A 22,108-nucleotide genomic window follows, 5' to 3' on the forward strand; every position below is an offset into this window, starting at 1 on the left:
ACGATTTATGCTTTATTTCTTTCTGATGGATGTTTGTAGTAATTAAAGAACATTAACCCTGCAGCCATAGCAACATAACCAAGAGCCGCTTCACTACCAGTACCAAATCCAAACTCTCCTGCATGAATGAAACCAAAGAATGCTAATCCAGCTGTAATTAGACTATACATAGCAGCCACTTTAAATTTCTTCTCAATTAAGAAAATAACAATCGTGATTAACATCATCGATACTAAAATATCTGAAGCACCGAGAGTTGACCAACCTTCATAATAAACACCGTTATCTCTTAGTACATCAAAACCAACCTCGCCAGCGCTTAGTCCAGCAGCTGTTAACGTATTATTAACTTGTAATATAACGTAACTTGCAATAAATGGCATTAGACCTAAAATCATGGCTGGTACGTGTTTTGGATCGGCTGTCGTAAATGCTTGTGTACCGATAGTCATCGCGATATAAACTAAAATAGGTAATAATGCGACAAGTGGAATAATTGACATTACAAGTGGCATCAATCCGATAAATGCGATTAAAATAATACCAATACCAGTTGCTAATGAATAACCAACACGTGCGCCAGCTTTTTTCCAACCTGGGTGTCCAATATAAATAATAGTTGGATAAGGACTTCCTAAGAATGAACCTAAAATAGATAATAGACCTGGTACAAGTAATGATAGTGTTGTAGGATATTTATCACCCTCAACCTCAGCACTTTCAATATTATCTAAACTCTCTAAAAAGTCATAAATAGCGAGTGGAATTGCCGCAGCTAAGAATGGTGATAAGTAAGCAAAACCTTCAATTAAATTACCAATTGCAATTGACGGAAACGCAATGCTAAAACCACTTGCTGCTTCTTGAACTGCAGATAATTCCATGTAACCAGTTGCCCAAGCAAGTACCATACCGATGATAATAGCAAGTAAACCAGCTGGAATATTACCAGGAAGTTTTTTGTGCGCAATCCAACCACCTAATACAATTACAAGTGTTAATAATCCGATATAAGGAGTTGAGAAAATCTCTCCCATCGGGTTCATGGCAATAAACGTTAACGCGATACCTGCAAGTGAACCGAGTAAAGCCGAACGTGGGATGTGTTTTTGAATGAACGGCCCAACAAAAGCACCTAGAGTCATAATTATCCCTTGTACTAAGTTCCAAGCGATACCTGTTGACCAAGCAATAACCCAGTCATTTGTTGCTGCATACACTGGCAAAATAACACCAAATGCTACAATAAAGTAATGCGGGACACTAAGTCCGTACGGCATAGCCGTCATATCTTCTTTACCCGTTTCTAATGACTTTCTTCTTGCTTGTATTGCGAAGATAATTCCTCCAAGACCAATCGCTACAGCCGTACCAGGTACGATTTTTCCATAAAGAATATCACCTGGCATATTGATCGCAGCAAGTAAACCAATCGCTGCTAAGAAGTTTGTAAGTACGTTACTAAATAATCCGAAAAATCCGTTGGTATCACCTTTGACAAACCATGGTGTCCCTTTTAATTGTTTATTCATTTTTTCTTCCCCCTTATCCTAATACACGTAAGATATTTTCTGATGGCGCTGTCCATCCGAAGATGCCGCCTTGTTGATTAATCATACGAATCGAATCTTCGTGGTCTTTAGGATCAAATGCCGCACAAGCATCTTCTAACATTAAACATTCAAATCCACGGTCATTTGCTTCACGAATGGTTGTTTGAACACATACATGTGTTGTAACACCAGCCACAAGAAGTGATTCAATGCCTTTATTTTTTAAGATACTTTCTAAATCTGTTTGGTAAAATGCTCCCTTACCTGGTTTATCTAGGACGACTTCTCCATCAACTGGCTTAAGTTCATCGACAATATCGTGACCATATTCACCACGAACAAGAATACGTCCCATAGGACCTTCTTGGCCAATGTTTCCTCCGCGGCGTTGTTTACTTGGTGGCACATCTGATAAGTCTGGACGGTGTCCTTCACGCGTATGAATAATAAACATCCCTTTTTCACGTGCTTTTTCTAGCATTTTTTGAACCGTTGGAATGATGACATTTGTTTTTGAGACATCGTTTCCAAGTTGCTCACCGAAACCACCTGGGTAAAGAAAATCGCGTTGCATATCAATAATAACTAATGCTGTTTTGTCCAAATCAAAGTTAAATTCGTAAGGTTTTGCTTCTACTGTAAATTGTTTTGTCATGATAATACCCTCCATTTATTAAATCACTATAGATTTTGATATTTTTTAAAATTATTGTTTACTACAAGTGCATACAGCACTCAATACTAAATACTTCATAAGAGATGCGTTACTTAACTAACGTCTTTTTTCGATGTCACATCAACGAATAACAATAACGCTGCAACCGCTAAGTAACTTAGAAACATCGGGAATCCGACGTGTAGTCCTACCGTTTCATAGTGAATCACACCAAAATAGGCAAGTATTCCAGATAGAACGCTTACAAAGCTTGCCTTTTTAAACTGTCGGTCAATGATAAAGACGAGCATCGTTGACCATACCATTCCAATAATAATTGCCCCACTACCTAGCGTGACAAGACCACTGTAATTCAAACCTGTTTCTTCAATCACATGATAACCGATTTCTGCTGCACTTGTGCCAATACTTGCAAGTGTATCACCTATTAAATTCTTCGCCCAATCAGCTAACCAAGGAATAAGAGCAAGAATAATTGCCGGCGCATACTTTCTTTCTACTTGTTGGAACGCCTGAGCCCCAATGATTAAGCCGATATAAATAAGAATTGGTAAAATAGCTTGAAGTGGAATAATCGTGAGTAAAAGTGAAATAAGCCCTAGCCATGAAATAATTAATATAGCTATTCCGGTCGCTAGAGTATACCCAATTCTAGCTCCTGCTTCTTTCCAACCAGGGTGCCCAATAAAGACAGCTGTAGGAAACGGACTACCAAATAAACTTGCTAATATACTTGTTGAGCCATCTGCAATCATCGTCGTCATCGTATCATAACGATCCCCTGCCACTTCAGCACTTTCAATGTTATCAATTGTTTCAAACATATTATAGATACCAAGTGGAATAGCGGCAATGATAAAAGGTGATGCTTCGTTAAAACCTTGTATTATACGGGTTGCCGAAAAAGTTGGTAAACCTATTTCAACATTTGTAAGTGCTTCAAGGAATGTTGAAAGATCCATAACACCCGTTACCCAACCAATCGCCGTACCAATCACAATAGCTACAAGACCTACTGGTATATGTTTTGGAAACTTCACTTTACCAAACCAACCAAGTAAGATAATCGCAAAAGATACTAAACCAATGTATGGTAAATCAAATGTTTGCATTGCCGGTGACATGGCGATAAAAGTAATCGATGCACCTGCGAGCGAACCGAGCATGGCAGCTCTTGGTAACACTTCTTTAAGTTTAGGGCCAATGAGCGAGCCAAACAATTCAATCGCTCCTTCAATGAATCCCCAACTTAACCCAGCAAACCAAGCTATGTAAGGATCATTTGTTGTACGGTAAACCGGCCCCATGATTAAGAATACAATTAAAAACATGTGCGGAACACTTGTACCTGATGGCAAAGCAGTGACGGTATTACGTTGTTCTTTTTTCGCTAAACGATACGCCATGACACTATAGATGGCACTACTAGCAAAAATTGATAAACCTACAGCCGGTAAAATCGATCCAAAAATAAGTGATGCAGGAAATCCAACGCCGATTAATAATCCAGCCATAACTAAGAGGTTGGTTAAATTATTAGTAAATAAGCCGAAAAAACCATCAATGTCTGAGCGTTGCCACAGCTTTATTTTCAGCTCATGCATGTTTTTCCCCCCTTCAATAAATTTTGATGTGATGTAAGATTACACATTGATTATAGCAAGCCGTATATGATAAAACATTGTGAGAAAATGACGAATGTAATCGTTTTAATTCATCACTATCTGACGGAGTTTAACTTCTAATGTTATTATTTATACATAAGAAAAAACAACACCCATTCTTTTGATTGAATGCGTGCTGTTTCCTTATAATCAATTTCATTGATTTATCCATCTAGTTATATCTGCTAAATACAAAACCATTTTAATTGTAAAGACATTACAAGTGTAAGTAGCGATACATTTGACAAGCGACACCTACTTCTATCATCTTATCACCATCATTTAAGTCAACACCTAAATCTTTAAGTTTTTGAATCCGATACCTTAGCGAGTTATAATGAATAAACATTTCTTCTGACGTCCGTTGAACATTGCCATTATTTTTAATAAGCGTCGATAATGTTTGCATTAAATCCATATCTTTCTTCTCATCATATTTAATAATATCCCCTATATACTCATCTATAAATTCATGCATTTTTTCTTCATCATCAATGAGCTGAAACAGCTTAAACAATCCTAGTGATTGATAAAACTTAATATAAGATTGTGTGGACTGGTTACCAAAAATACTATGAACGAGCCTCGCATGGTGATATCCTGATTTTATATCACTTAGACGTTCAATAGGTTCTGAAATACTAACAGAGAACAAACCAAATGTTTTAAGGGATTTGATGATTAATGCACTGCATAACTGTAACTTTTCGTGCAATCGCGTTTCAAAAGCTAAGCTAATAAATACTACAAGTTCCTCTTCAAAATAGGCTACTTTACAATTAGAAATAGGTACGGTAAAGATATGGCTGACACTCTGTTCGATTTTTTCTGATTCTAACACTTTACTATAGGTGGCAATCCGTTCTTCTGACCCTTTTTCCATCGAATGCACGACGAGAATGACATTTGGAAAATGAAGATGCCATTTAAATACTTTTGCTTTTTCAATGATTTCTGATTGTGATTGATAGCGTTCATTTAATATATCGCGTAAAAAGCTATCCAGATAATTCCGCTCTTTTTGCTGAATAGCTGCTTTTGTCTGCATTAAATAGGCCAATAATATAATCGCTTGTTCTACGATAATTGCTAAGTGACCGCCAGCTTGTTCATCCTCTTTTAGCACAATTAAATACCCGAACTGTTTATTCCCAGCCATGATAGGAGCGACCAATATATCCGTTTCTTTGTAAGTCTGATTTGCTACTTCAATCACAGTAGCGGATGAGTGTTTCTCGTCATTAACCATATTATATAGCTCTTTTTGATGAATAGTTAACGTTTGCTTATCTGTACTAGCCGCTTCTATTTGTAAGTGTGCATCTAAAATAATGATAGGAGCTGCGGCTAATTCAGCAAGAGCCTCGACAAAATGCGGCATATCAGATCCCTCAAGTAAGAAATGGTGTAATCGACTAGCGATATTTTCTCTAAATTCCAATAGACTCGTTTTCTTATCTAATAACTCCGTTAAAATATAATTTGTCAATGTAGAAAGGTTCGCATCAGCCGGTAAAATAAGAATTGGGAAATGATACTCCTCTGCTTGTTTAAGCATATAGTCTGGCACTTCCGGCAAATAGCGTCCTAACTTAATAGCAACACCGGCTAGATTCTTTTCGCTTAAACGCTTTATAAATTGCCTAAGTGCTTCTTCATCATCATAGATAGGAAACAATGTCGTAAATAACAGGCCTAATTCATCAACATATGGATAAATATCAGGTACTTCCATCACATTAACGCTTTTTATCTCGTGCCCTAATCCACCATGCCCAGCAATAACGGTCACATGTTGAAATGGGGGCATTTCTAACAGTCTTTCAATTGATAACATTATTATCATCCTTTGCCTAATTTAATAAAAAATATTGTTTAGATTTGACCTTGTTTATTACAATCTCCTTCTGTATCATTAATATCCAAATAGAGGAGGTTGTTTATAATGGAAAATTATGTACATGTTTTTGATCACCCACTAATTCAGCATAAATTAGGTATCATCCGCGAAGAGCACACTGGACCAAAGGAATTTCGCGAGCTAGTCAATGAGATTGCAAAATTAATGGCTTATGAAATCACGTTAGACTTACCCTTGGCTGACGTTAGCATACAAACGCCTGTTGCAAAAACAACTGTCAAACGTTTAAGCGGGAAAAAACTCGGCATCGTACCTATTATGCGTGCAGGTTTAGGAATGGTAGATGGTATTTTATCACTTATGCCTGTAGCTAAGGTGGGGCATATCGGTCTATATCGTGATCCTGAAACTTTAGAAGCTGTAGAATATTATGCGAAACTCCCAGAAGATGCTGGCGAGAGAGAATTAATTGTTGTTGATCCAATGTTAGCGACCGGTGGTTCTGCAGCAGCAGCTATAACAGCTATGAAAAAACGTGGCGCAAAGCACATTAAGTTTTTATGCTTAGTTGCTGTCAGAGAAGGTATTGATCGTATTCATACTGAACACCCTGATGTCCCAATCTATACTTGCGCGATTGATCCAGGTCTTAATGAAAAAAGTTATATTTCTCCGGGATTTGGCGATGCAGGTGATAGATTGTTCGGAACAAAATAACATGATGATTGTTTAAAAATCAATCACTGAAATTACAAATTAGCTAGTTTATTTATAAGCGCTCACCCATTATAACGCTTTCACTTCTTTGTGACTAGAGAAAAAACACCCACTAGCTTTTAAAAAAGTTAGTGGGTGTTTCACTTAATCAGATACTTTTCTAACAATTGATTCGAGAGTTTGACACTTCATTTCTCTAAAAACACTCTTAAGCCTTGATACGGCTTATTTTTTATGTCAAATTTCGAATTTTATTATCGAGTACTATCTAGTACCTCGTTATAATAAGGGTATCCAATACTGAAACGCGGCGTTGATTATGCGTATTAAAAAGAGTATTTCTAAAAATTCTATTTCCTATTCTATCATTGAAAATGTTCGAGATATTAATGGCAAATCGACCACGCGCGTTATAGAAGCCTTAGGAAACGAACAAGAAATTCGCGAAAAACAACCCGGTGTTGATTCGGAGGAATGGGCTCGTCAGTACGCTATGAAACTAACAGAAGAACAAAAGCGTCAACGAGAACTAAGCATCATAAAATTAAATGCTGAGAAACTTATTGATGCTGATAAACAGCGTTCATTCAACGTTGGTTATCTCTTTTTACAGTCACTTTATTATCAACTTGGCCTCTCTAAAATGACGCAAGATATTCAATCTAAATATAAATTTTAGTATGATCTAAACGAAATATTATCTAAATTAATTTACATGCGCATCTTAAACCCGAACCCTATTGTTAAAATGGGCTTATTCATGGATACTTCCGGACTTCCCCTTGCCTTCTCAATATTTGGCGGGAATGAGAATGAACAAACCTCTCTCAAAACGTTAGACAAGAAAATCCTGAAGGATTTTGAATTGTCTTAGGTTGTTGTCTGTACAGATGCCGGTTTATCTTCTAAAAACAATCGTCTATATAATACGTTAAGTAGCCGGGGGTTTATCACCACCCAGTCCATTAAAAAACGAAAAAAGCATCTCAAAGAATAGGCGCTAGATCCTTCTGGATGGCGGATAAAAACATGTATTGAACTACCCCCACCTAACATTCTCACGAATGTTTGAGGAAGGTGTCTTCTCGCTCTAAAACGATAAATTTTCTTGTCAGAAAATCATTAAAACTTTGAAGGAAATGAATGTGATGAAAACATCAGGAGATGGCTACATACCGCTCTATGAGCGAACCCATTTAATTGATCAATTCCATGGGGTATTCGGCTTTCGAACGGATTATGAAATCAATACCATTAAAAAACGAAAAATAATTTAAAGCTATCCCAAAAAGCAAAATAGTACTCACTTTTTCAAAAACGAAAAACCTCTCTAAACCCTTGAAAAATAAAGGATTAGAGAGGTTTTGTTTAAATTAAGTGTCAAACTCGAGAAAGTATATCAACCATTAATCAGTTTGTCCACATGTTAGACAAAGTTAATGCATGTCCTGCGGTGTTATGGTAAAGTTATAGTAGATAAAATCCCCCCCATAGAGAGTGAGTGTCTAACATGAGTCGTACATGGAATCAATACATTGTAAAACAAGAAAATAAAGCTTTAGTTCTTAATACTATTATTGAAGAAACACCTATTTCTCGTGCGAAAGTGGCACAAGTTACTGGTTTAAATAAAGGAACTGTCTCTTCACTTGTTAGTGAATTAATTGACAATCACTTTGTTACCGAATCTGGTCCTGGTGCATCAAGTGGTGGTCGACGACCGGTTATGTTGTTATTTAATCAAACAGCTGGATTTACCATTGCTTTAGATTTAGGTGTTGGCTATATTGATGCCGCACTAACAGATTTAACTGGAAGTATCATAACTAAAAAGCATATGAAGTTACATGAACGTCAATTCAATAAAGTGTTTACCTATATTGTTGATGTCATTAATAATTTAATAGAAGCTATGCCAAAGAGCCCTTATGGCCTTGTTGGGATTGGTATCGGCGTCCCGGGAGTTGTTAACCATAACGGTGAAATTTTATTAGCACCCAACTTGAACTGGAAAAATATTCACTTAGAACACGCCTTACATGATGTCTTTAATGTACCTGTTATCGTAGAAAACGAAGCCAATGCCGCCGCTTACGGTGAGATGCGTTTTGGTTTTAAAACACCTCCTGAGCACATGCTATACTTGAGTATAGGTATGGGGATTGGTATGGGAATGGTGCTTGATAAGACTTTATACACGGGACTAAATGGATTTGCAGGTGAGATGGGCCATATTACGGTAGTTAAAGATGGCATCAATTGTCGTTGTGGGAATACGGGTTGCTTTGAACGTTATGCATCAGAACAAGCCCTCTTAGAACAAGCCATTAAACGTGGTCTGGTGTCAGGCAATGAAGAAATGTCTGTAGATTTATTAATTGAAAAAGCTCAAGCTAATCATCAAGAAGTGATTCAATTATTTAAAGAAATCGGACAATATATTGCCATTGGCATTACAACAATGGTTAATTTATTTAACCCTGAACAAATATTGATTGGCAATCAATTAAGCAAGCTAAGTCCATGGATTAAAGAGGATATAAATTATTATGTTTTTAGGCATGCGATTGGGTTCCATTCCAAGCGCGTAACGGTTGATTTTACATCACCAGAACATCTATCAACAATTAAAGGGATGGCTTCCTTTGCTATAGAGAAATTCCTTCTCTCTATCAAAGAGGTGGAGTAGCTCATAGCCGTTAATACTTAACCCATCATTCTTGACTGTATCTATTTATTACGACAGGGTGTTGATGAAGCGATTTTTAGTGAGCAAAGAATCGCTCACTAATTATACCTTATCAACACCTTCGTTCGTTTTCTTAAATTATAAACTGTTTACGATAGCATAAATGTAAGCTTTAAAATAAGGTCATCGTCGATCGGTCGGAGCATGAACTACATCGGCACTAAAGTACCTGAATACGGCATTCAAATAGAGCCACTTGAGCGGAAAATAGAGCCATCCAGGGCGGAGAACTGAGCCACACCAACTTAATATATATAAAGACAAAATCTTCTGTATAATGAGCTTGCGTACCTAACGGTACGACATTATAAACAGGAGGTTTTTTTCATGGTTAAATATCGACAGATATTAGACCTACACTTCAAGTCTGTGTCCCACATGACAAACACACTTGCGATGTCTTATAAGGGTTGACAACAACAAGCTCTTTCCCATACGTCAAGCATTTATATGCCAACATATTTCTGAGCATTCTCCACGATTGGGAAGCGATGCTTTGTGCCAAGTTATGATTTTTTATCATATTGGATGTTTTCAGCTCTTCAATATAAATCACATCATACGTTTCTACTAGCTCGGTCGTTATCTTATGGAGATAATCTTTACGGTTATCTTTAACTTTTTGGTGCAGTTTAGCTACTTGGATTCTAGTTTTTTGATAATTCTTTGCACTTCTTAGGTCTTTACCATCCTTTTTGGCTTGAATATGCCGTCTAGCTAACCGTTTTTCCCATGTGTGGAGTTGCTTCTTATACTTTTTATGCAAATACAAAGAAGGGTATTTTACCCCATCAGAGGTTATCGCTAAATCCGTCAATCCTAAATCTACGCCAACTGATTTTTCTGTCTTAGGTAAAGCTTGGCTTTCAGTTTCTACTAATACAGAAATATAATAGTTATTATTAGGTTTACAGATAACCGTAACTGAAGGGTGATGAAACGCATGTACTAAATTCTTTTGAAATAACAAAGATATAGTCTAAACGATGTTATAATAACACCCCTTCGATGATCAAATCAAACATACGAAGGCCCGCTTTTAAACGGTTAGTCTTTTAAAGAAGGCCGAAAAAAAAAACTAACTCTTTTAAACAAAGAAACATCAACGCCCGAATCCTATAATAGGATCCGGGCGTTTCGTTAAGTTTTTTAGCTTATGTTTTTGTTTAACTAGGTTCAATCAGACCATAACGTCCGTCATGACGACGATAGACAACGTTAGTATCACCAGACTCAGCATTAGTAAATACGTAAAAGCTGTGTCCCAACATGTCCATTTGTAAAACTGCTTCCTCTGAATCCATCGGTTTAAGATCAAATCGTTTCGTACGAACGATTTCAACACCTTCTTCATCATCATAGTCTTCAGTATCAGTAGCTAATAGGTCTTTTTCCATCTCAGCAAAGATATGTTTAGGTGCACCTTTAGCACGTGTTTTTCTATTGATTTTTGTTTTGTATTTTCGGATCTGACGTTCTAGCTTATCTACGACTAAATCAATTGCCGCATATAAATCTGTGTTCTTTTCCTCTGCTCTAAGTAAAAGATTTGGCATTGGGATGGTAACCTCAATCTCTTGTTCGTCATTATAGACACTTAAATTGACATTCACATCTGATGTTGGAGGCGTTTCAAAGTAGCGCTCTAACTTACTTACCTTTTTCTCAATGTAGCTTTTTATCGCTCCAGTCACCTCAATATTTTCTCCTCGAATGTTGTATTTCATGTAAGTGTCCTCCTTTCTATATCTATACTTCATAGATACCCCTGTCGAAATTTTTATAAACATCAAATGTAAAAGTTTTTTAAAGTTTTTATTTTTCTTTCTGAAACCCTTCATTTTACTGACTTTCATCACAAAAGAAAATAATCCAAATTAACCCATAAAGAAACCCTTGCTTCTTCATTTTGAATCAGCAAGGGTTTCTTTATTTCTTTTTATCCCAATAAGATCCGTCATTCGCATTCACATTTGAATAAGGATTTAAATATTGTTGGTTCGATGTTTTCTGTTTTTTCACTTGAACCATTTGTACTTGAATAGATTCAAAAACCTTCTCAAGTATAGCTTGCATTTCATCATCCGTCTTTAGAATACGCTCTAATTGTTGCTTTTCATGCGCACTATATGGGCCAGATATTTGATTTATCAACACCTGGCGCTCTTCTAAATGCTTATTAACTAAGTAAATCAAATCTTCACGATTTTTTTTCTTTGCTTGCTCTTGAACCTTGAATTTAAAATCTAGTGTGAACTTTTCAAGTTGGTCAAGTTTAGACATTAGGCTTGTACACCTTGTGTATATTGTACAGTTTTCGCCTGTTTCATTACTTCTTTCCACGTGTTTCTGAAATCTTCCACCAAATCGTAGGCTTCCATTAAAATAGCGGAATCATTTTTAATATTCGCATCAATCAAACGACGATTAATAAATTCATATAGCGGTAGGATTTCTTTCGCAATTGGCGCATTATGATCTAAAGTGATAATAAGCTCACTTATAATGTCCTGTGCGCGTTGAATATTTGTATTCTTAGCAGGAATATTACTTTCTTCCATTGCTTTTTTGGCCTGTTTAATAAACTTAAGGCACCCATTATATAACATAAGCGTCAACTCTTGTGGCGTTGCCGTATTTACTGCATTTGTTTTGTAGGCTTGATGTTGCTGCATCATATAGCTATGACATCCTCTCTATTGGTTACCTTTTATACCTTAATATTGTCCCATCATTTGTGAGTATAAGAAATTTGATTGCTCATTCATTTTTTGCATGGCTTTTTCCATCGCTGTAAATTGACTCCAATAACGATTTTCAACTTGAGTGAGTCGACGATTAAAATTATCAATACGTGTGTTCATATTTGAAATTTGTCGGCCAATCGCAAATTGATGATTTTGACTCGTCGACCGGCCAGCTCGGTCATTAATACGATCAACCGTCTGATCTATCGCATCATTTAATTTGTTGAAAATACCACGATCACTACCTGTACTACTATTTGTAAACAACTTGTTCACTGATGCTGGATCATCACGCAGTGCCGCACGTAATTTGTCCTCATCAATAACAAGTTTACCACCATCCATATAATCACGTGATGTTGTAATACCAATAGCTGATAAATGTTTAAAGTTACCATCGGCCTCAACAGAACCGGTCCACGCTTGGCGCATGGCTGACAAGCCATCCATTAAAATGCGGTCATTTTTAAGCAAACCACTACGCGCTTTTTCTTCCCACATTTCTACTTCCCGTTCACTTAATTCATTCATTTCTTCTGAAGTAAGCGGATTATAGTCTCGGTAGACTGTTTCTCTCGTTTTACTTGTAATTTCATCAACTAAGGCATTATACTGTTCAACAAATTTAACAATCTTATCAACAGCACCATCAGTATCATCGGTAATATTGACATAAGCTGGCGTATCATTCGTTACGTTATTAAACGTAAAAGTGATACCATTTAAAGTTGTTTGATTAGTTTTTGAGGTGAGCTCAACGCCATTATATTTAAAAACTGCGTCCTTTCCACCCGTTTCATTTCCTGCAGACATCCCAAATAAATTGGCCATGAAGGAATCATCTTCAAACCAAATTTCAGCATCAGTTTCAGCACCCCGATAGTTTCCTGCTTTCTCTTTTTCAAGAATTATTTTATCTTGAGTAGTATCATAAAAAGCTCGCACTCCATTATCTTTATTAGTGATTTTTGTTAATACACTGTCTAAAGTATCATCTTCGGTAATAATTATAGTCTCATTAATTAATTTCCCATTGTGCACCGTAGTAAATTCAATTTTTTCTTCTGTACCAAAAGATGTTAGTCCCCTGAAGCGACTTCCATTGTCAGCTTCAACTTGTGATTTTATCGTTTGTAAAGGATCTATTTTGGTTTTTCCAGATGCTGTCAATGTGTCTTGGCTAACATTAATTGCCGAAGTTGCCAGTTGGCTCACTTCTATACGATAACTACCATTTGATGCCCGAGAATTTGCTGTCGCTGTAACAGCATTATTAGATGTAACGGCTTTTTTTGTCATCAAATTACTTTGAAGACGCATATTTAATAACGCATCATCTAAATCTCTTAACTTAACATTAAAATCACGGTAAGCATCTCTTTGCCACTCAAGCTTTGTTTTATTCGCTTCTATTTTATTGAGCGGTATACGTTCTGCTCTCATTAAATCTTTGACCATTTGGTCAATATCCATACCTGATGCGAATCCTGAAATACGCATATTGTCACCTTCTTTTAAATTTTTTCATCTACAATAAAGCCCATAAATTCAAACATTTGAGCATACATATCCAACATTTTTTCTGGTGGAATTTCTCTCACAAGCTCATCTGTTTTACTATCAACTACTTTTACGTAGTAACGATCTAGTTTATCATGCAACTCAAACTTCAAACTTGTTTCTAACGGTTCTAAAAAGTCATTTAGTCCTTCAATCATACTTTCTACTTGCGCCCTGTCGAGGGTAGGCTCTTTAGTATGCTTTTGTTTGGTGGTTTCTTGTTGTGTGTTTGATTCAATCACAAATGATTGTTCAACATGACGTGTTTGATGATTTTCGTTAGGTTGAACAGTACTTGGATGGCTCGTTATTAATCGACCAAGCTCCATTAATATGTCAACTCCTTTTATTTACTGCTTTTCAGTTATGTAAGCAGGTATTTCAACATCCTTAACGTATTTAACTACACGAACGTGTCTCATCCATTATATCGGCATGCGCTTATAAATCTTTAACATCTTGAGTTATCTTCTTGAAAGAACCAAAAAGATGAGAGCATAGGCCCTCATCCATTTGTCTTAGTTATCTTCTATAAGTGTATGATTTTTCATACGAAAGACACGGTCACAGTAAGAAAGCATACTTTCATCATGGGTTACCATAATCGCTGCCTTGTTTTTTGCTTTTACTTCTTGTTTAATAAGTGAGACAATTTCATGACTCCGCTCTTCATCTAAGCTTGCCGTTGGTTCATCCGCAAGAATCAATGCTGGGTCATTCATAAACGCTCTCGCTATCGCCACGCGCTGCTTTTCACCACCTGAAAGCTGATGAGGATAATGTTTAATTCGACTGCCTAAACCTACATCACTAAGCAATTCTTTTGCTCGCTTTTTTCGTTCAGTCTTATCAACTTGATGAAGTTTTGCTACTAAATCTAGTTGATCAAATGCGTGTAGATACGGAAGGAGTTCTGCGGATTGAAAAATGAAGCCCATTTGACTCAGCCGTAGATCACTTCTTCCTTTTTCACTTAATTTTGAAACCGCATGACCATTGATTAATACATCGCCATCATCAGATGTGAGAAGCGCACCAATAATAGATAATAGTGTACTTTTCCCTGAGCCTGATGGACCTACAATGGCAACAAATTCACCTTGATTAAGAGAAAAACTAATGTCCTTGAGAATATCAATATAGTTTTCTCCATCTTTAAAACGTTTACTTAATTTCTTTACTTCTAATGGTAATGTCATTATTCCGTTCCTCCCATCGCTTGTTGAGGGTCTACTTTTACTATACGTCGACTTGATAGTAAGGCGCCTAATAGAGATACAGCAAACATCAGTAAACTATAAATCATAATTGTTATGAGATTAAAATCAAACGGCATACCTTCAGGAAGTATGAATGTCATAGAGTAGGTAAATAACACTGATAAAGACAAACTAAATACTGCGAGAATGACTACTTGCATTAAGGTTGTGCCTACTAGGAAAGTATTTTTTGCTCCAATGGCTTTTAAAATACCAAATTGTTTTAGTTTTTGTATTGTAATGATATAGAAAAAGGCCGCTAAAACAAAAGCCGAGATGACGATTAAAAAGAAAATCATCATATTTAACGACATTTGTTCCGATGAATGTCCAGGAACTGCGTCAATCACTTCAGCTTTATCAACCCATTCACCCTCATCAAGGAAATTACTAATGTCATCCTGTAAGGTTGTGTTGTCTTCAAAAACCACTAGTCCGTTTGCCACACGGTTCGGACTGATTTCCTCTGCGTAAAAGGCTTCTTCTGTCACATAAACAACGGGTGTATGACGGTATGTTTGATTCTCCGTAAAGCCAATGACAGTAAAGGTTAGGTCGGTTTCTTCATCATATAATGTATCATTTAATTCTACACCATCTGATTTCATCGTTTGATCTACGACTATATTTAAGCCACTAGAATTGATTAAGTCCTCACCTTCAATTGTACCTGGGTAGAGTAGAGTATCAGCATTTACTGGCACCATAGTTACACCAAGCTTTTCGTTAACATACCCATCATGAATAAAACGAACCGGGTGTGTCACCAATGGCTGCCAACCTTGCTCTGTTGGTATTTCTTCTATCAAATCTTCAATTAAAAAACCTGACTGGTCTAACTGGTTCTCACTATCTGATCTTACAAAAAATGATGTTGCTTCTGATTCCGTCAACATGGCAATATTCTGAGCAGATAAACCACTCGCTAATCCACTAACAATTAATACGAGTGAGGCAATTAAAAACAAAATGAACGCGATCAAGCCATATTTAACCTTAGAAAAACGCATATCCTTTATTGCTAAATGAAACATTAAAAATTCCCCCTGATTTTTTATACTTTTTTCCAATATCTTTTTACAAACAATACTAACCTTTATGTTTAATTAATTCGAATAATAATATGTGGACAAGTACGCTTTGTCCACATATATTTTATCGATGATGAAAATCGCCTTGCTTTATTTGCCTTTTATGTTGATACATTCGTTTATCTGCTTCTTTAAGCAATTGATCAATCATAGCTTTATCAGCTAAGTGTTCTTTATCACGTTGGTCAACGGTTATTAAACCATATGAGAGCGTAACAATTTCTGTATGTTGCTTGAATAGCTTATTAATACGCTCCAGACGTTCCTTTATATTTTCTTCTGTCTTATTCAGGGATACGATGACAAATTCATCGCCACCAAACCGAAAACCTATATGACAATGTTGTTTGATCATTGATGAAAATTGAGTCAATAACTGGTCCCCTGCTTTATGACCAAATGTATCATTCACCTTTTTAAAGTCATTAAAATCAATCATAACAAGAGTTGCACTTTTCCAGCCAGTATCAGATACTCGTTCCTCCAAATATTCATAAAAATATTGTCTATTGTAGAGTTTCGTCAACGGATCCGTAATGCTTGCAATCTTTAATTCATTGACCTTTAGTTTTAGTTCCATTTCTAAACTGAGCTTCTCCTCAAATAAACGGGTTAATTCGGAATTCGCCTCTAACATATTCTCAACCATTTTACCGTATTGATCAGGATAGGGTATAAAAATCAGCCAACAACCTTGGTCGTCTCTTACATATTTCAAGAAATAGGCTTTCGCATCCTCTTCCTGATCAACTTTCAAATAAATGTCCGTTGTGCCATTCGCTTTTTCTTCAGAAAGAATATTATTTAAACGTTTTTTTGAATAGCTATCTACACTATCAAAAATACTGAGTTGATGAGCTGACACGGTAATATCTTTACCAAATACATGGCGTATTTCACCCGTACTATTAACATATATCCCTGTCACATCAACAGCTTTCATTGCTTTCAAAAATCGCGCGTTTATCACATGCTGCACACTCATCACCACCTGTTTTTTAACTTTTCTCCATTTTTTTCCCGTTAAGAGCTTCTCGTTTTTAAAAACTCTTTATCTTTTTCTAACCAACGACTTAAGTCATGAATGGTTTTAAAGAAATAGTCATAATAAACATGCTCAAGCAGTGATTCATCTTGGTGAAAAGCATATCCTCCAACTATAACAACTGGACGTGTGTCAGGGTCCAACATTTGTAGTGTCTCACTTAATTCAATGGCCTTATCGATATGTTCAGGCATTGTTACTGAGTATGCCACTAAATCAACACCTAACGTTTCAATTCGTTCATGTATATCGCTATTAGGCACATTAGAACCAAAATCAAACGTCTGTATTTGATAGACATTCAATAAATTTTTTATCATTTGAATACCTAAGTAATGTGTATTCGATTCAACTGAAAAGACGGCAGCTTTTTTCCCCTCTACTTGAAAATCTTTAATGGATTCTGCACTAATTTGCGTTAAGACAAATTGCGTAATCGCTGTTGCCGCGTGTTCCTGTGCAATTGAAATTTCATTCGTTTCCCATAAATCCCCGATGCTATACATTGCCTCGGCAATAACCGTATATATATCAATTAATGAATACTGATTTTCAAGTGCCTTTTTCACAATATCATATGCCTCTCGAGTATAACCATTAAGCAACGCATCTGTATACCGCTCTTTTACTACTTGCAGTGTTGGCATCTGTTTCACCTTCTTCTACGTCATTTCAACCATAAAGTGACATGTAAACATAAACACTCATTAGTACTTATGTCACACCTTTCAACTCTATTCCCGTTTCCGTGGTAATTAAAACGACCTTCCAATAGGTTTCGACAGATACAAAAAATTCTAGGGTATCATCTGAATTACCTAGAAATTTTCATTGGCACTACTAATCATCGCGACCACCGAAGATCATGATAAATTTAAGTAGCTGCAAGACCGCTATTGCAGCAGAAGCAACATAGGTAAGCGCAGCGGCATTTAAAACTTTCCCTACACCAACTTTTTCTTGTGGTGATATAAACCCTAGCTGTTCAAGTTCTACTTTTGCTCGATGTGACGCATCATATTCAACAGGTAACGTTACGAGCTGAAACAAAACAGCCGCTGAGAATAAACCAATTCCAACACCAATCAATGATGGAAAGGTAAAGAAGCCCAAAAGAAGTAACCAAGGTGCCATCCGAGAGCCAATATTAGCAGCTGGGAATAATGCAGAACGAAACTTCAACATACTGTATCCTTGTGCGTGTTGAATCGCATGCCCGACTTCGTGAGCCGCAATCGATAGTGATGAAATCGATGCACCGCTATATACAGGTCCAGATAATCTTACCGTTTTAGAACGAGGGTCATAATGGTCAGACAAGTCACCACGATTAGACCGTTCAATCGTGACATCATAAAGACCATGTTTATCTAATATACGACGTGCTACTTGAACACCTGTTAATTGTGCCGATGCTTGTACTCGGCTATACTTATGAAAATTCCCTTTAACTTGCGTTTGCGCCCACATAGCAATACCAAAGGCGATGAAAATCAAAAAATCCATGGGATGAAAAAACAACATTAGTTGTCACGTCCTTTTTCTTTATTTTTAAATGTTACAATCTCCGCTTTGACACCGAGTTGTTTTAATTGATAAACTAAGCCATCTAATTTAGATGGTTGAATCGTAAAACCTCGAATGAACTGTGTTTGTTGCAACGTGTCATCACACATCTTCAATACATCCTTTCATTGATTACTAAGGATAGTATACTGCATCAATGTGAACTGAATATGAACTATTAATATTTTTTTAAGCGCACAAAGAACGTGGTTCCTTGATTTGTATCACTAACCACATGAATATCCGCGCCATGCAATAAAATAATACGCTTAACAATGGCTAATCCGAGCCCACTACCTGAGGTTTTTCCAGTTCTGGCATCGTCCACTTTATAAAAGCGATCAAAAATATAAGGTAATTTTTCCTCCGGAATGCCACAGCCAGTGTCGCGAATGCGAATGACCCGTTTATCGTGTTCAAGATAGTAACTAATATCAATATATCCGCCAGGATCAGTGAATTTAATCGCATTTGTGATCAAATTAATCCAAACGAGTTCCATCAGATCTTTGTCTAGGTCTAGACTTAACGGTTCTAAATCAACATTAATAACTAAGTTTTTTGCTTGCCAAAGCGGCGCCGTTGTTAACACAACCGAACGTATTTGTTCGTCAATACGGTAAGGTTCCCTGGTTAATGCAAATTGATCATTATCTAAATTGGCCAGCTTTAATAAGTTTTCCGATAATCTTGATAGACGATCTGCCTCTTGGTAAATGATTTCTAAATATTTACTTTGAGCCTTTGAATCAATAATCCCGTCCTGAATTGCTTTCGTGTAGCCTTTGATTGAGGTAAGTGGCGATTGGATCTCATGTGAAACATTCGACACAAACATCTTCCTCACCTCTTCTGTATTTTTTAACGTCTGTATCATCTCTTCAAAAGAATGCATCAATTGACCAATCTCATCTTCTCGCTCTGTTTTTAAGTCCACATCAAAATTACCGCGCGTCACTTCTCTAGCAGCAAATGTAAGTTTCCTTATACTTCCGACTAAAAAACGAGAAGCAAACATAATAAACAAGCTACCTAATCCAAGGACAAAAAGTAACGTTCTTATCATCAATGCACGTCGATCATTCAAATCATCCGTTAAATCAATATTGACCCGTAAGTATTTTCCTTGTGCGTCATCTAGCGCAAGATAGATAGAACGACTTAGGCTAGTGGATTGGCCATCAATATATACTTCGCCTGCCATTTGATTAAGAAATTGCCTCACTTCTTCTGAACTTAACGTATCACTTAATTCATGGGTAGCTAACGTATCAACATCGAGCCCTAAATCCTTAAGGATAGGAATAATTTTTTCTTTTTCTTCCTCAGCTACTAAATCATACACTTGGGTAATCCCTTCTATCACTCGCTCTATTTCTTCATAATAATCCGTTTCATCCCCTGCTATTCTGGTTGTAATATAATAAGATAAAATTAAACTTCCTAAGACGCCAATTAAAAAGGTAAGCACAAATTTCCAATACAAATGTTCTCGCATCAACACTCACCCTTTAATTGATAACCCAGTCCCCTAATGGTCACGATATGAATGGGCTTAAGCTCTTTTAGTTTCTCTCTTAACCGCTTGATATGGACATCGACCGTGCGTTCATCTCCTTCATAATCATAGCCCCAAATTTTATCTAACAATTGTTGTCTTGTGAGAATACGCTCTTTTTCTTCAGCTAAGGTAAATAATAGCTCCATTTCTTTCTTTTTTAGATGGATGGTGATTCCATCCATCGAAACAGTTAATTGTTCCAAATCAATGATCACACCTGAGAAATCAATTTTCTTATCATGTAAAATATGGTGACGTTTTAACAGCACTTTGACACGCAAAACTAACTCAATTGGATCAAACGGTTTTACTAAATAATCATCACTTCCTGCTTCAAAGCCAATCACCTTATCTTGTGACTCACCTTTAGCTGTGACAAGTAGGATAGGCATATCACTAAATAAACGAATCGATTCTACAAGTTCAATTCCTGTCACTTTTGGCATCATCACATCAATGACCGCGAGGTCAATTCGTTCATTTTCTAGTTGTTGAATCGCTTCTTGCCCATCGCTTGCCTCTAAAACAGAGAATCCTTCTTTATCTAAATATAGTTTGATTAATTCTCGAATATATTGATCATCATCCACCACTAATATATTAATCATTTAGGTTCGCTCCTATTCGTGAGTACTTAGTCAATCATGAATCCATCTTAAAAACTTACTTAAACTTAATTGAACTACCCCTACCTAGTGCTGACGCACTTGAGGAAGGTGTCTTCTCGCTCTAAGACGATAAAACAGGGAAGGTGCAGACAATTAATGCCGTAATAGAAGATGTACACCTTGTCTGTAAATTTAATGGTCTGATGCTTTAACTATTTTCATACACTAGTATAGCGGATAGATGATCAACCTGTCACTTATCATCAATAGAAAATGTAACTATCGCAAAAATGAATGGGTGTCATATAAAGAAAGTATAAAGCTTTTTTCACTATAGTCTGCACATAAACAAATAATTATGCTACACTAATAACGACTAAAAATTAGGGGGGTATTTCTTTTGGGAACTAAATTAGCGCCAAAGGGAAAATCTTGTCGCATTGTAACCACAAAAAAAATTGAAGATGATATTGCTGTTGCTTGTCTTGACCATAAAGAAGGGTTTATTTATTTCAACTTATCTGACTTAAGTAAACAAACGGAACATATTCAAGCATACGTTACACCGCTTATCGAACAAATTAAAGCTGGGGACTATGAAACACCGCTCGTAGATATGAACGATGAAGAAGTGTGTTGTTAAACCTTTTTCTTTTAAATATACAACCGTTAAAAAGCATGCGCTAAGTGACTTAGCGCATGCTTTTATTCATTCCTATTAAGGAGCTCTGTAATGGAGAATCATTAAACTTATAACGTTAGAGGTTCTTTAATCCTTTCATGACAGTATCGTCCCCGCTAATCACCTGAAATTCTCGACCAATCAAACGGTCATTTTGAACAGTTTCCACCAGCACTGAGGCAACATCCGCCCGGGGAATGTTCCCAATTTCGATCGTTTCCTTTATTGTTACTTTGCCTTGCGCTGGTTCATTTGTAAGTCTACCTGGGTGAATAATTGTGTAATCTAAACCGCTTCTTCTTAACCAATCATCTGCATAGTGTTTAGCTACTACATAAGGCTTGAAATTCTCAGGTGCCGCCTGAATAGCGGCACGCGTCGTATCAAAGGAACTAACCATGACATAGCGCTTAACACCTTGTTGTTTGGCTGCTTCAATTGTTTTAATAGCACCATCTAAATCAATGGTCATTGTTTTATCCGCGCCTGTATTTGGGCCCGAGCCTGCTGTAAAGATGACAGCATCAATATCTTTATATGCATGTGTCATGCTCGTAACTTCCTCTTCCAAATCCACACAAACAGCATCAATCCCTCGCTTTAATAGCGCTGATTGTTGTTCCTCTTTTCTTACCATCGCTCTAACAGATACACCAGGTGTTTCATGTAACTGATTGACGACATATTGACCAACTTGACCATTGGCTCCTATGACTAATACTTTCATCCAATCATCCTCTCAAAAAGTAATCTTCACTTAGTTACTATT

General features: G+C 36.6%; 23 protein-coding genes and 1 pseudogene. 5 read left to right on the plus strand and 19 right to left on the minus strand.

Features of this window, described 5'->3' with window-relative positions:
- Positions 1-5: 5 nt before the first annotated feature.
- The 4 genes from BM163_RS05170 to BM163_RS05185 all read right to left on the minus strand — a co-directional run bounded on the left by BM163_RS05170 (position 6) and on the right by BM163_RS05185 (position 5,730).
- Entirely contained in the window at positions 6-1,532 is a 1,527-nt protein-coding gene (locus tag BM163_RS05170; protein ID WP_089800928.1) for a SulP family inorganic anion transporter, read from the minus strand.
- A 13-nt stretch (positions 1,533-1,545) separates the two neighbouring features.
- Positions 1,546-2,208: a cysteine hydrolase family protein gene (locus BM163_RS05175; RefSeq protein ID WP_089800930.1), complete on the minus strand. Its 663-nt coding sequence runs from the start codon at positions 2,206-2,208 to the stop codon at positions 1,546-1,548.
- A gap of 113 nt (positions 2,209-2,321) precedes the next feature.
- The gene (locus BM163_RS05180; protein ID WP_174787617.1) at positions 2,322-3,833 is read right to left on the minus strand and encodes a SulP family inorganic anion transporter; all 1,512 of its coding nucleotides are present in this window, start codon (positions 3,831-3,833) and stop codon (positions 2,322-2,324) included.
- 277 nt (positions 3,834-4,110) lie between these two features.
- Positions 4,111-5,730: a PucR family transcriptional regulator gene (locus BM163_RS05185; protein ID WP_170243661.1), complete on the minus strand. Its 1,620-nt coding sequence runs from the start codon at positions 5,728-5,730 to the stop codon at positions 4,111-4,113.
- 108 nt (positions 5,731-5,838) lie between these two features.
- Here BM163_RS05185 and upp point away from each other — a divergent pair, with 108 nt between their 5' ends.
- From upp to BM163_RS05200, 4 genes and pseudogenes are all read left to right on the plus strand, one after another.
- Positions 5,839-6,471 carry a uracil phosphoribosyltransferase gene (upp, locus tag BM163_RS05190; RefSeq protein ID WP_089800934.1) on the plus strand — a complete coding sequence of 211 codons (633 nt, stop codon included), beginning with the start codon at positions 5,839-5,841 and terminating at the stop codon, positions 6,469-6,471.
- 319 nt (positions 6,472-6,790) lie between these two features.
- Positions 6,791-7,465, plus strand: a pseudogene (locus BM163_RS14240) (IS1634 family transposase N-terminal domain-related protein); the annotation flags it as partial.
- 154 nt (positions 7,466-7,619) lie between these two features.
- Positions 7,620-7,748 carry a hypothetical protein gene (locus BM163_RS14000; RefSeq protein ID WP_258390164.1) on the plus strand — a complete coding sequence of 43 codons (129 nt, stop codon included), beginning with the start codon at positions 7,620-7,622 and terminating at the stop codon, positions 7,746-7,748.
- Positions 7,749-7,981: 233 nt separating this feature from the next.
- Positions 7,982-9,160, plus strand: coding sequence for an ROK family protein (locus BM163_RS05200; RefSeq protein ID WP_089800936.1), 1,179 nt, complete (start codon positions 7,982-7,984; stop codon positions 9,158-9,160).
- A 421-nt stretch (positions 9,161-9,581) separates the two neighbouring features.
- Here the strand turns inward: BM163_RS05200 and BM163_RS05205 are convergent, their stop codons facing one another.
- The 14 genes from BM163_RS05205 to BM163_RS05265 all read right to left on the minus strand — a co-directional run bounded on the left by BM163_RS05205 (position 9,582) and on the right by BM163_RS05265 (position 20,657).
- Positions 9,582-10,190: an RNA-guided endonuclease TnpB family protein gene (locus tag BM163_RS05205; protein ID WP_170243662.1), complete on the minus strand. Its 609-nt coding sequence runs from the start codon at positions 10,188-10,190 to the stop codon at positions 9,582-9,584.
- 196 nt (positions 10,191-10,386) lie between these two features.
- Positions 10,387-10,947, minus strand: a complete 561-nt coding sequence (hpf, locus tag BM163_RS05210; RefSeq protein WP_089800940.1) for a ribosome hibernation-promoting factor, HPF/YfiA family — start codon at positions 10,945-10,947, stop codon at positions 10,387-10,389.
- 202 nt (positions 10,948-11,149) lie between these two features.
- Entirely contained in the window at positions 11,150-11,503 is a 354-nt protein-coding gene (locus tag BM163_RS05215) for a flagellar protein FliT (protein WP_089800942.1), read from the minus strand.
- A complete protein-coding gene (gene fliS, locus BM163_RS05220) occupies positions 11,503-11,898 on the minus strand; it encodes a flagellar export chaperone FliS (protein ID WP_089800944.1) in 396 nt (131 codons plus the stop codon). Before fliS ends, BM163_RS05215 begins: the two co-directional genes overlap by 1 nt.
- A gap of 39 nt (positions 11,899-11,937) precedes the next feature.
- On the minus strand, positions 11,938-13,467 hold the full coding sequence (locus tag BM163_RS05225; RefSeq protein WP_089800945.1) for a flagellar hook-associated protein 2: 1,530 nt from the start codon (positions 13,465-13,467) through the stop codon (positions 11,938-11,940).
- Between the two features lie 14 nt (positions 13,468-13,481).
- Complete coding sequence (gene flaG / locus BM163_RS05230; protein WP_089800947.1) at positions 13,482-13,856, minus strand: flagellar protein FlaG; 375 nt, start codon at positions 13,854-13,856, stop codon at positions 13,482-13,484.
- A 189-nt stretch (positions 13,857-14,045) separates the two neighbouring features.
- Complete coding sequence (locus BM163_RS05235; RefSeq protein ID WP_089800949.1) at positions 14,046-14,726, minus strand: ABC transporter ATP-binding protein; 681 nt, start codon at positions 14,724-14,726, stop codon at positions 14,046-14,048.
- Positions 14,726-15,820 (minus strand): ABC transporter permease, encoded by a 1,095-nt coding sequence (locus BM163_RS05240; RefSeq protein ID WP_089800952.1) that lies wholly within the window; start codon positions 15,818-15,820, stop codon positions 14,726-14,728. Before BM163_RS05240 ends, BM163_RS05235 begins: the two co-directional genes overlap by 1 nt.
- Before the next feature lie 121 nt (positions 15,821-15,941).
- Positions 15,942-16,856, minus strand: a complete 915-nt coding sequence (locus BM163_RS05245; protein WP_170243663.1) for a GGDEF domain-containing protein — start codon at positions 16,854-16,856, stop codon at positions 15,942-15,944.
- Positions 16,857-16,900: 44 nt separating this feature from the next.
- Entirely contained in the window at positions 16,901-17,569 is a 669-nt protein-coding gene (locus BM163_RS05250) for a cobalamin B12-binding domain-containing protein (RefSeq protein ID WP_089800955.1), read from the minus strand.
- A gap of 193 nt (positions 17,570-17,762) precedes the next feature.
- A complete protein-coding gene (locus tag BM163_RS05255; protein WP_089800987.1) occupies positions 17,763-18,443 on the minus strand; it encodes a zinc metallopeptidase in 681 nt (226 codons plus the stop codon).
- A 2-nt stretch (positions 18,444-18,445) separates the two neighbouring features.
- Positions 18,446-18,598, minus strand: coding sequence for a hypothetical protein (locus BM163_RS13760; protein ID WP_170243664.1), 153 nt, complete (start codon positions 18,596-18,598; stop codon positions 18,446-18,448).
- A gap of 68 nt (positions 18,599-18,666) precedes the next feature.
- Positions 18,667-19,986 carry a sensor histidine kinase gene (locus tag BM163_RS05260; protein ID WP_089800956.1) on the minus strand — a complete coding sequence of 440 codons (1,320 nt, stop codon included), beginning with the start codon at positions 19,984-19,986 and terminating at the stop codon, positions 18,667-18,669.
- Positions 19,986-20,657 carry a response regulator transcription factor gene (locus tag BM163_RS05265; RefSeq protein ID WP_089800958.1) on the minus strand — a complete coding sequence of 224 codons (672 nt, stop codon included), beginning with the start codon at positions 20,655-20,657 and terminating at the stop codon, positions 19,986-19,988. The genes BM163_RS05260 and BM163_RS05265 overlap by 1 nt, the downstream gene beginning before the upstream one ends.
- Positions 20,658-21,057: 400 nt before the next feature.
- Here BM163_RS05265 and BM163_RS05270 point away from each other — a divergent pair, with 400 nt between their 5' ends.
- Positions 21,058-21,300: a hypothetical protein gene (locus tag BM163_RS05270; RefSeq protein WP_089800960.1), complete on the plus strand. Its 243-nt coding sequence runs from the start codon at positions 21,058-21,060 to the stop codon at positions 21,298-21,300.
- 115 nt (positions 21,301-21,415) lie between these two features.
- Here the strand turns inward: BM163_RS05270 and BM163_RS05275 are convergent, their stop codons facing one another.
- Positions 21,416-22,066: an SDR family oxidoreductase gene (locus BM163_RS05275; protein ID WP_089800962.1), complete on the minus strand. Its 651-nt coding sequence runs from the start codon at positions 22,064-22,066 to the stop codon at positions 21,416-21,418.
- Positions 22,067-22,108: the final 42 nt, after the last annotated feature.

It is taken from the genome of Halolactibacillus alkaliphilus (genome assembly GCF_900115465.1).
In the GTDB taxonomy this organism is placed as follows: Bacteria; Bacillota; Bacilli; order Bacillales; family Amphibacillaceae; genus Halolactibacillus; species Halolactibacillus alkaliphilus.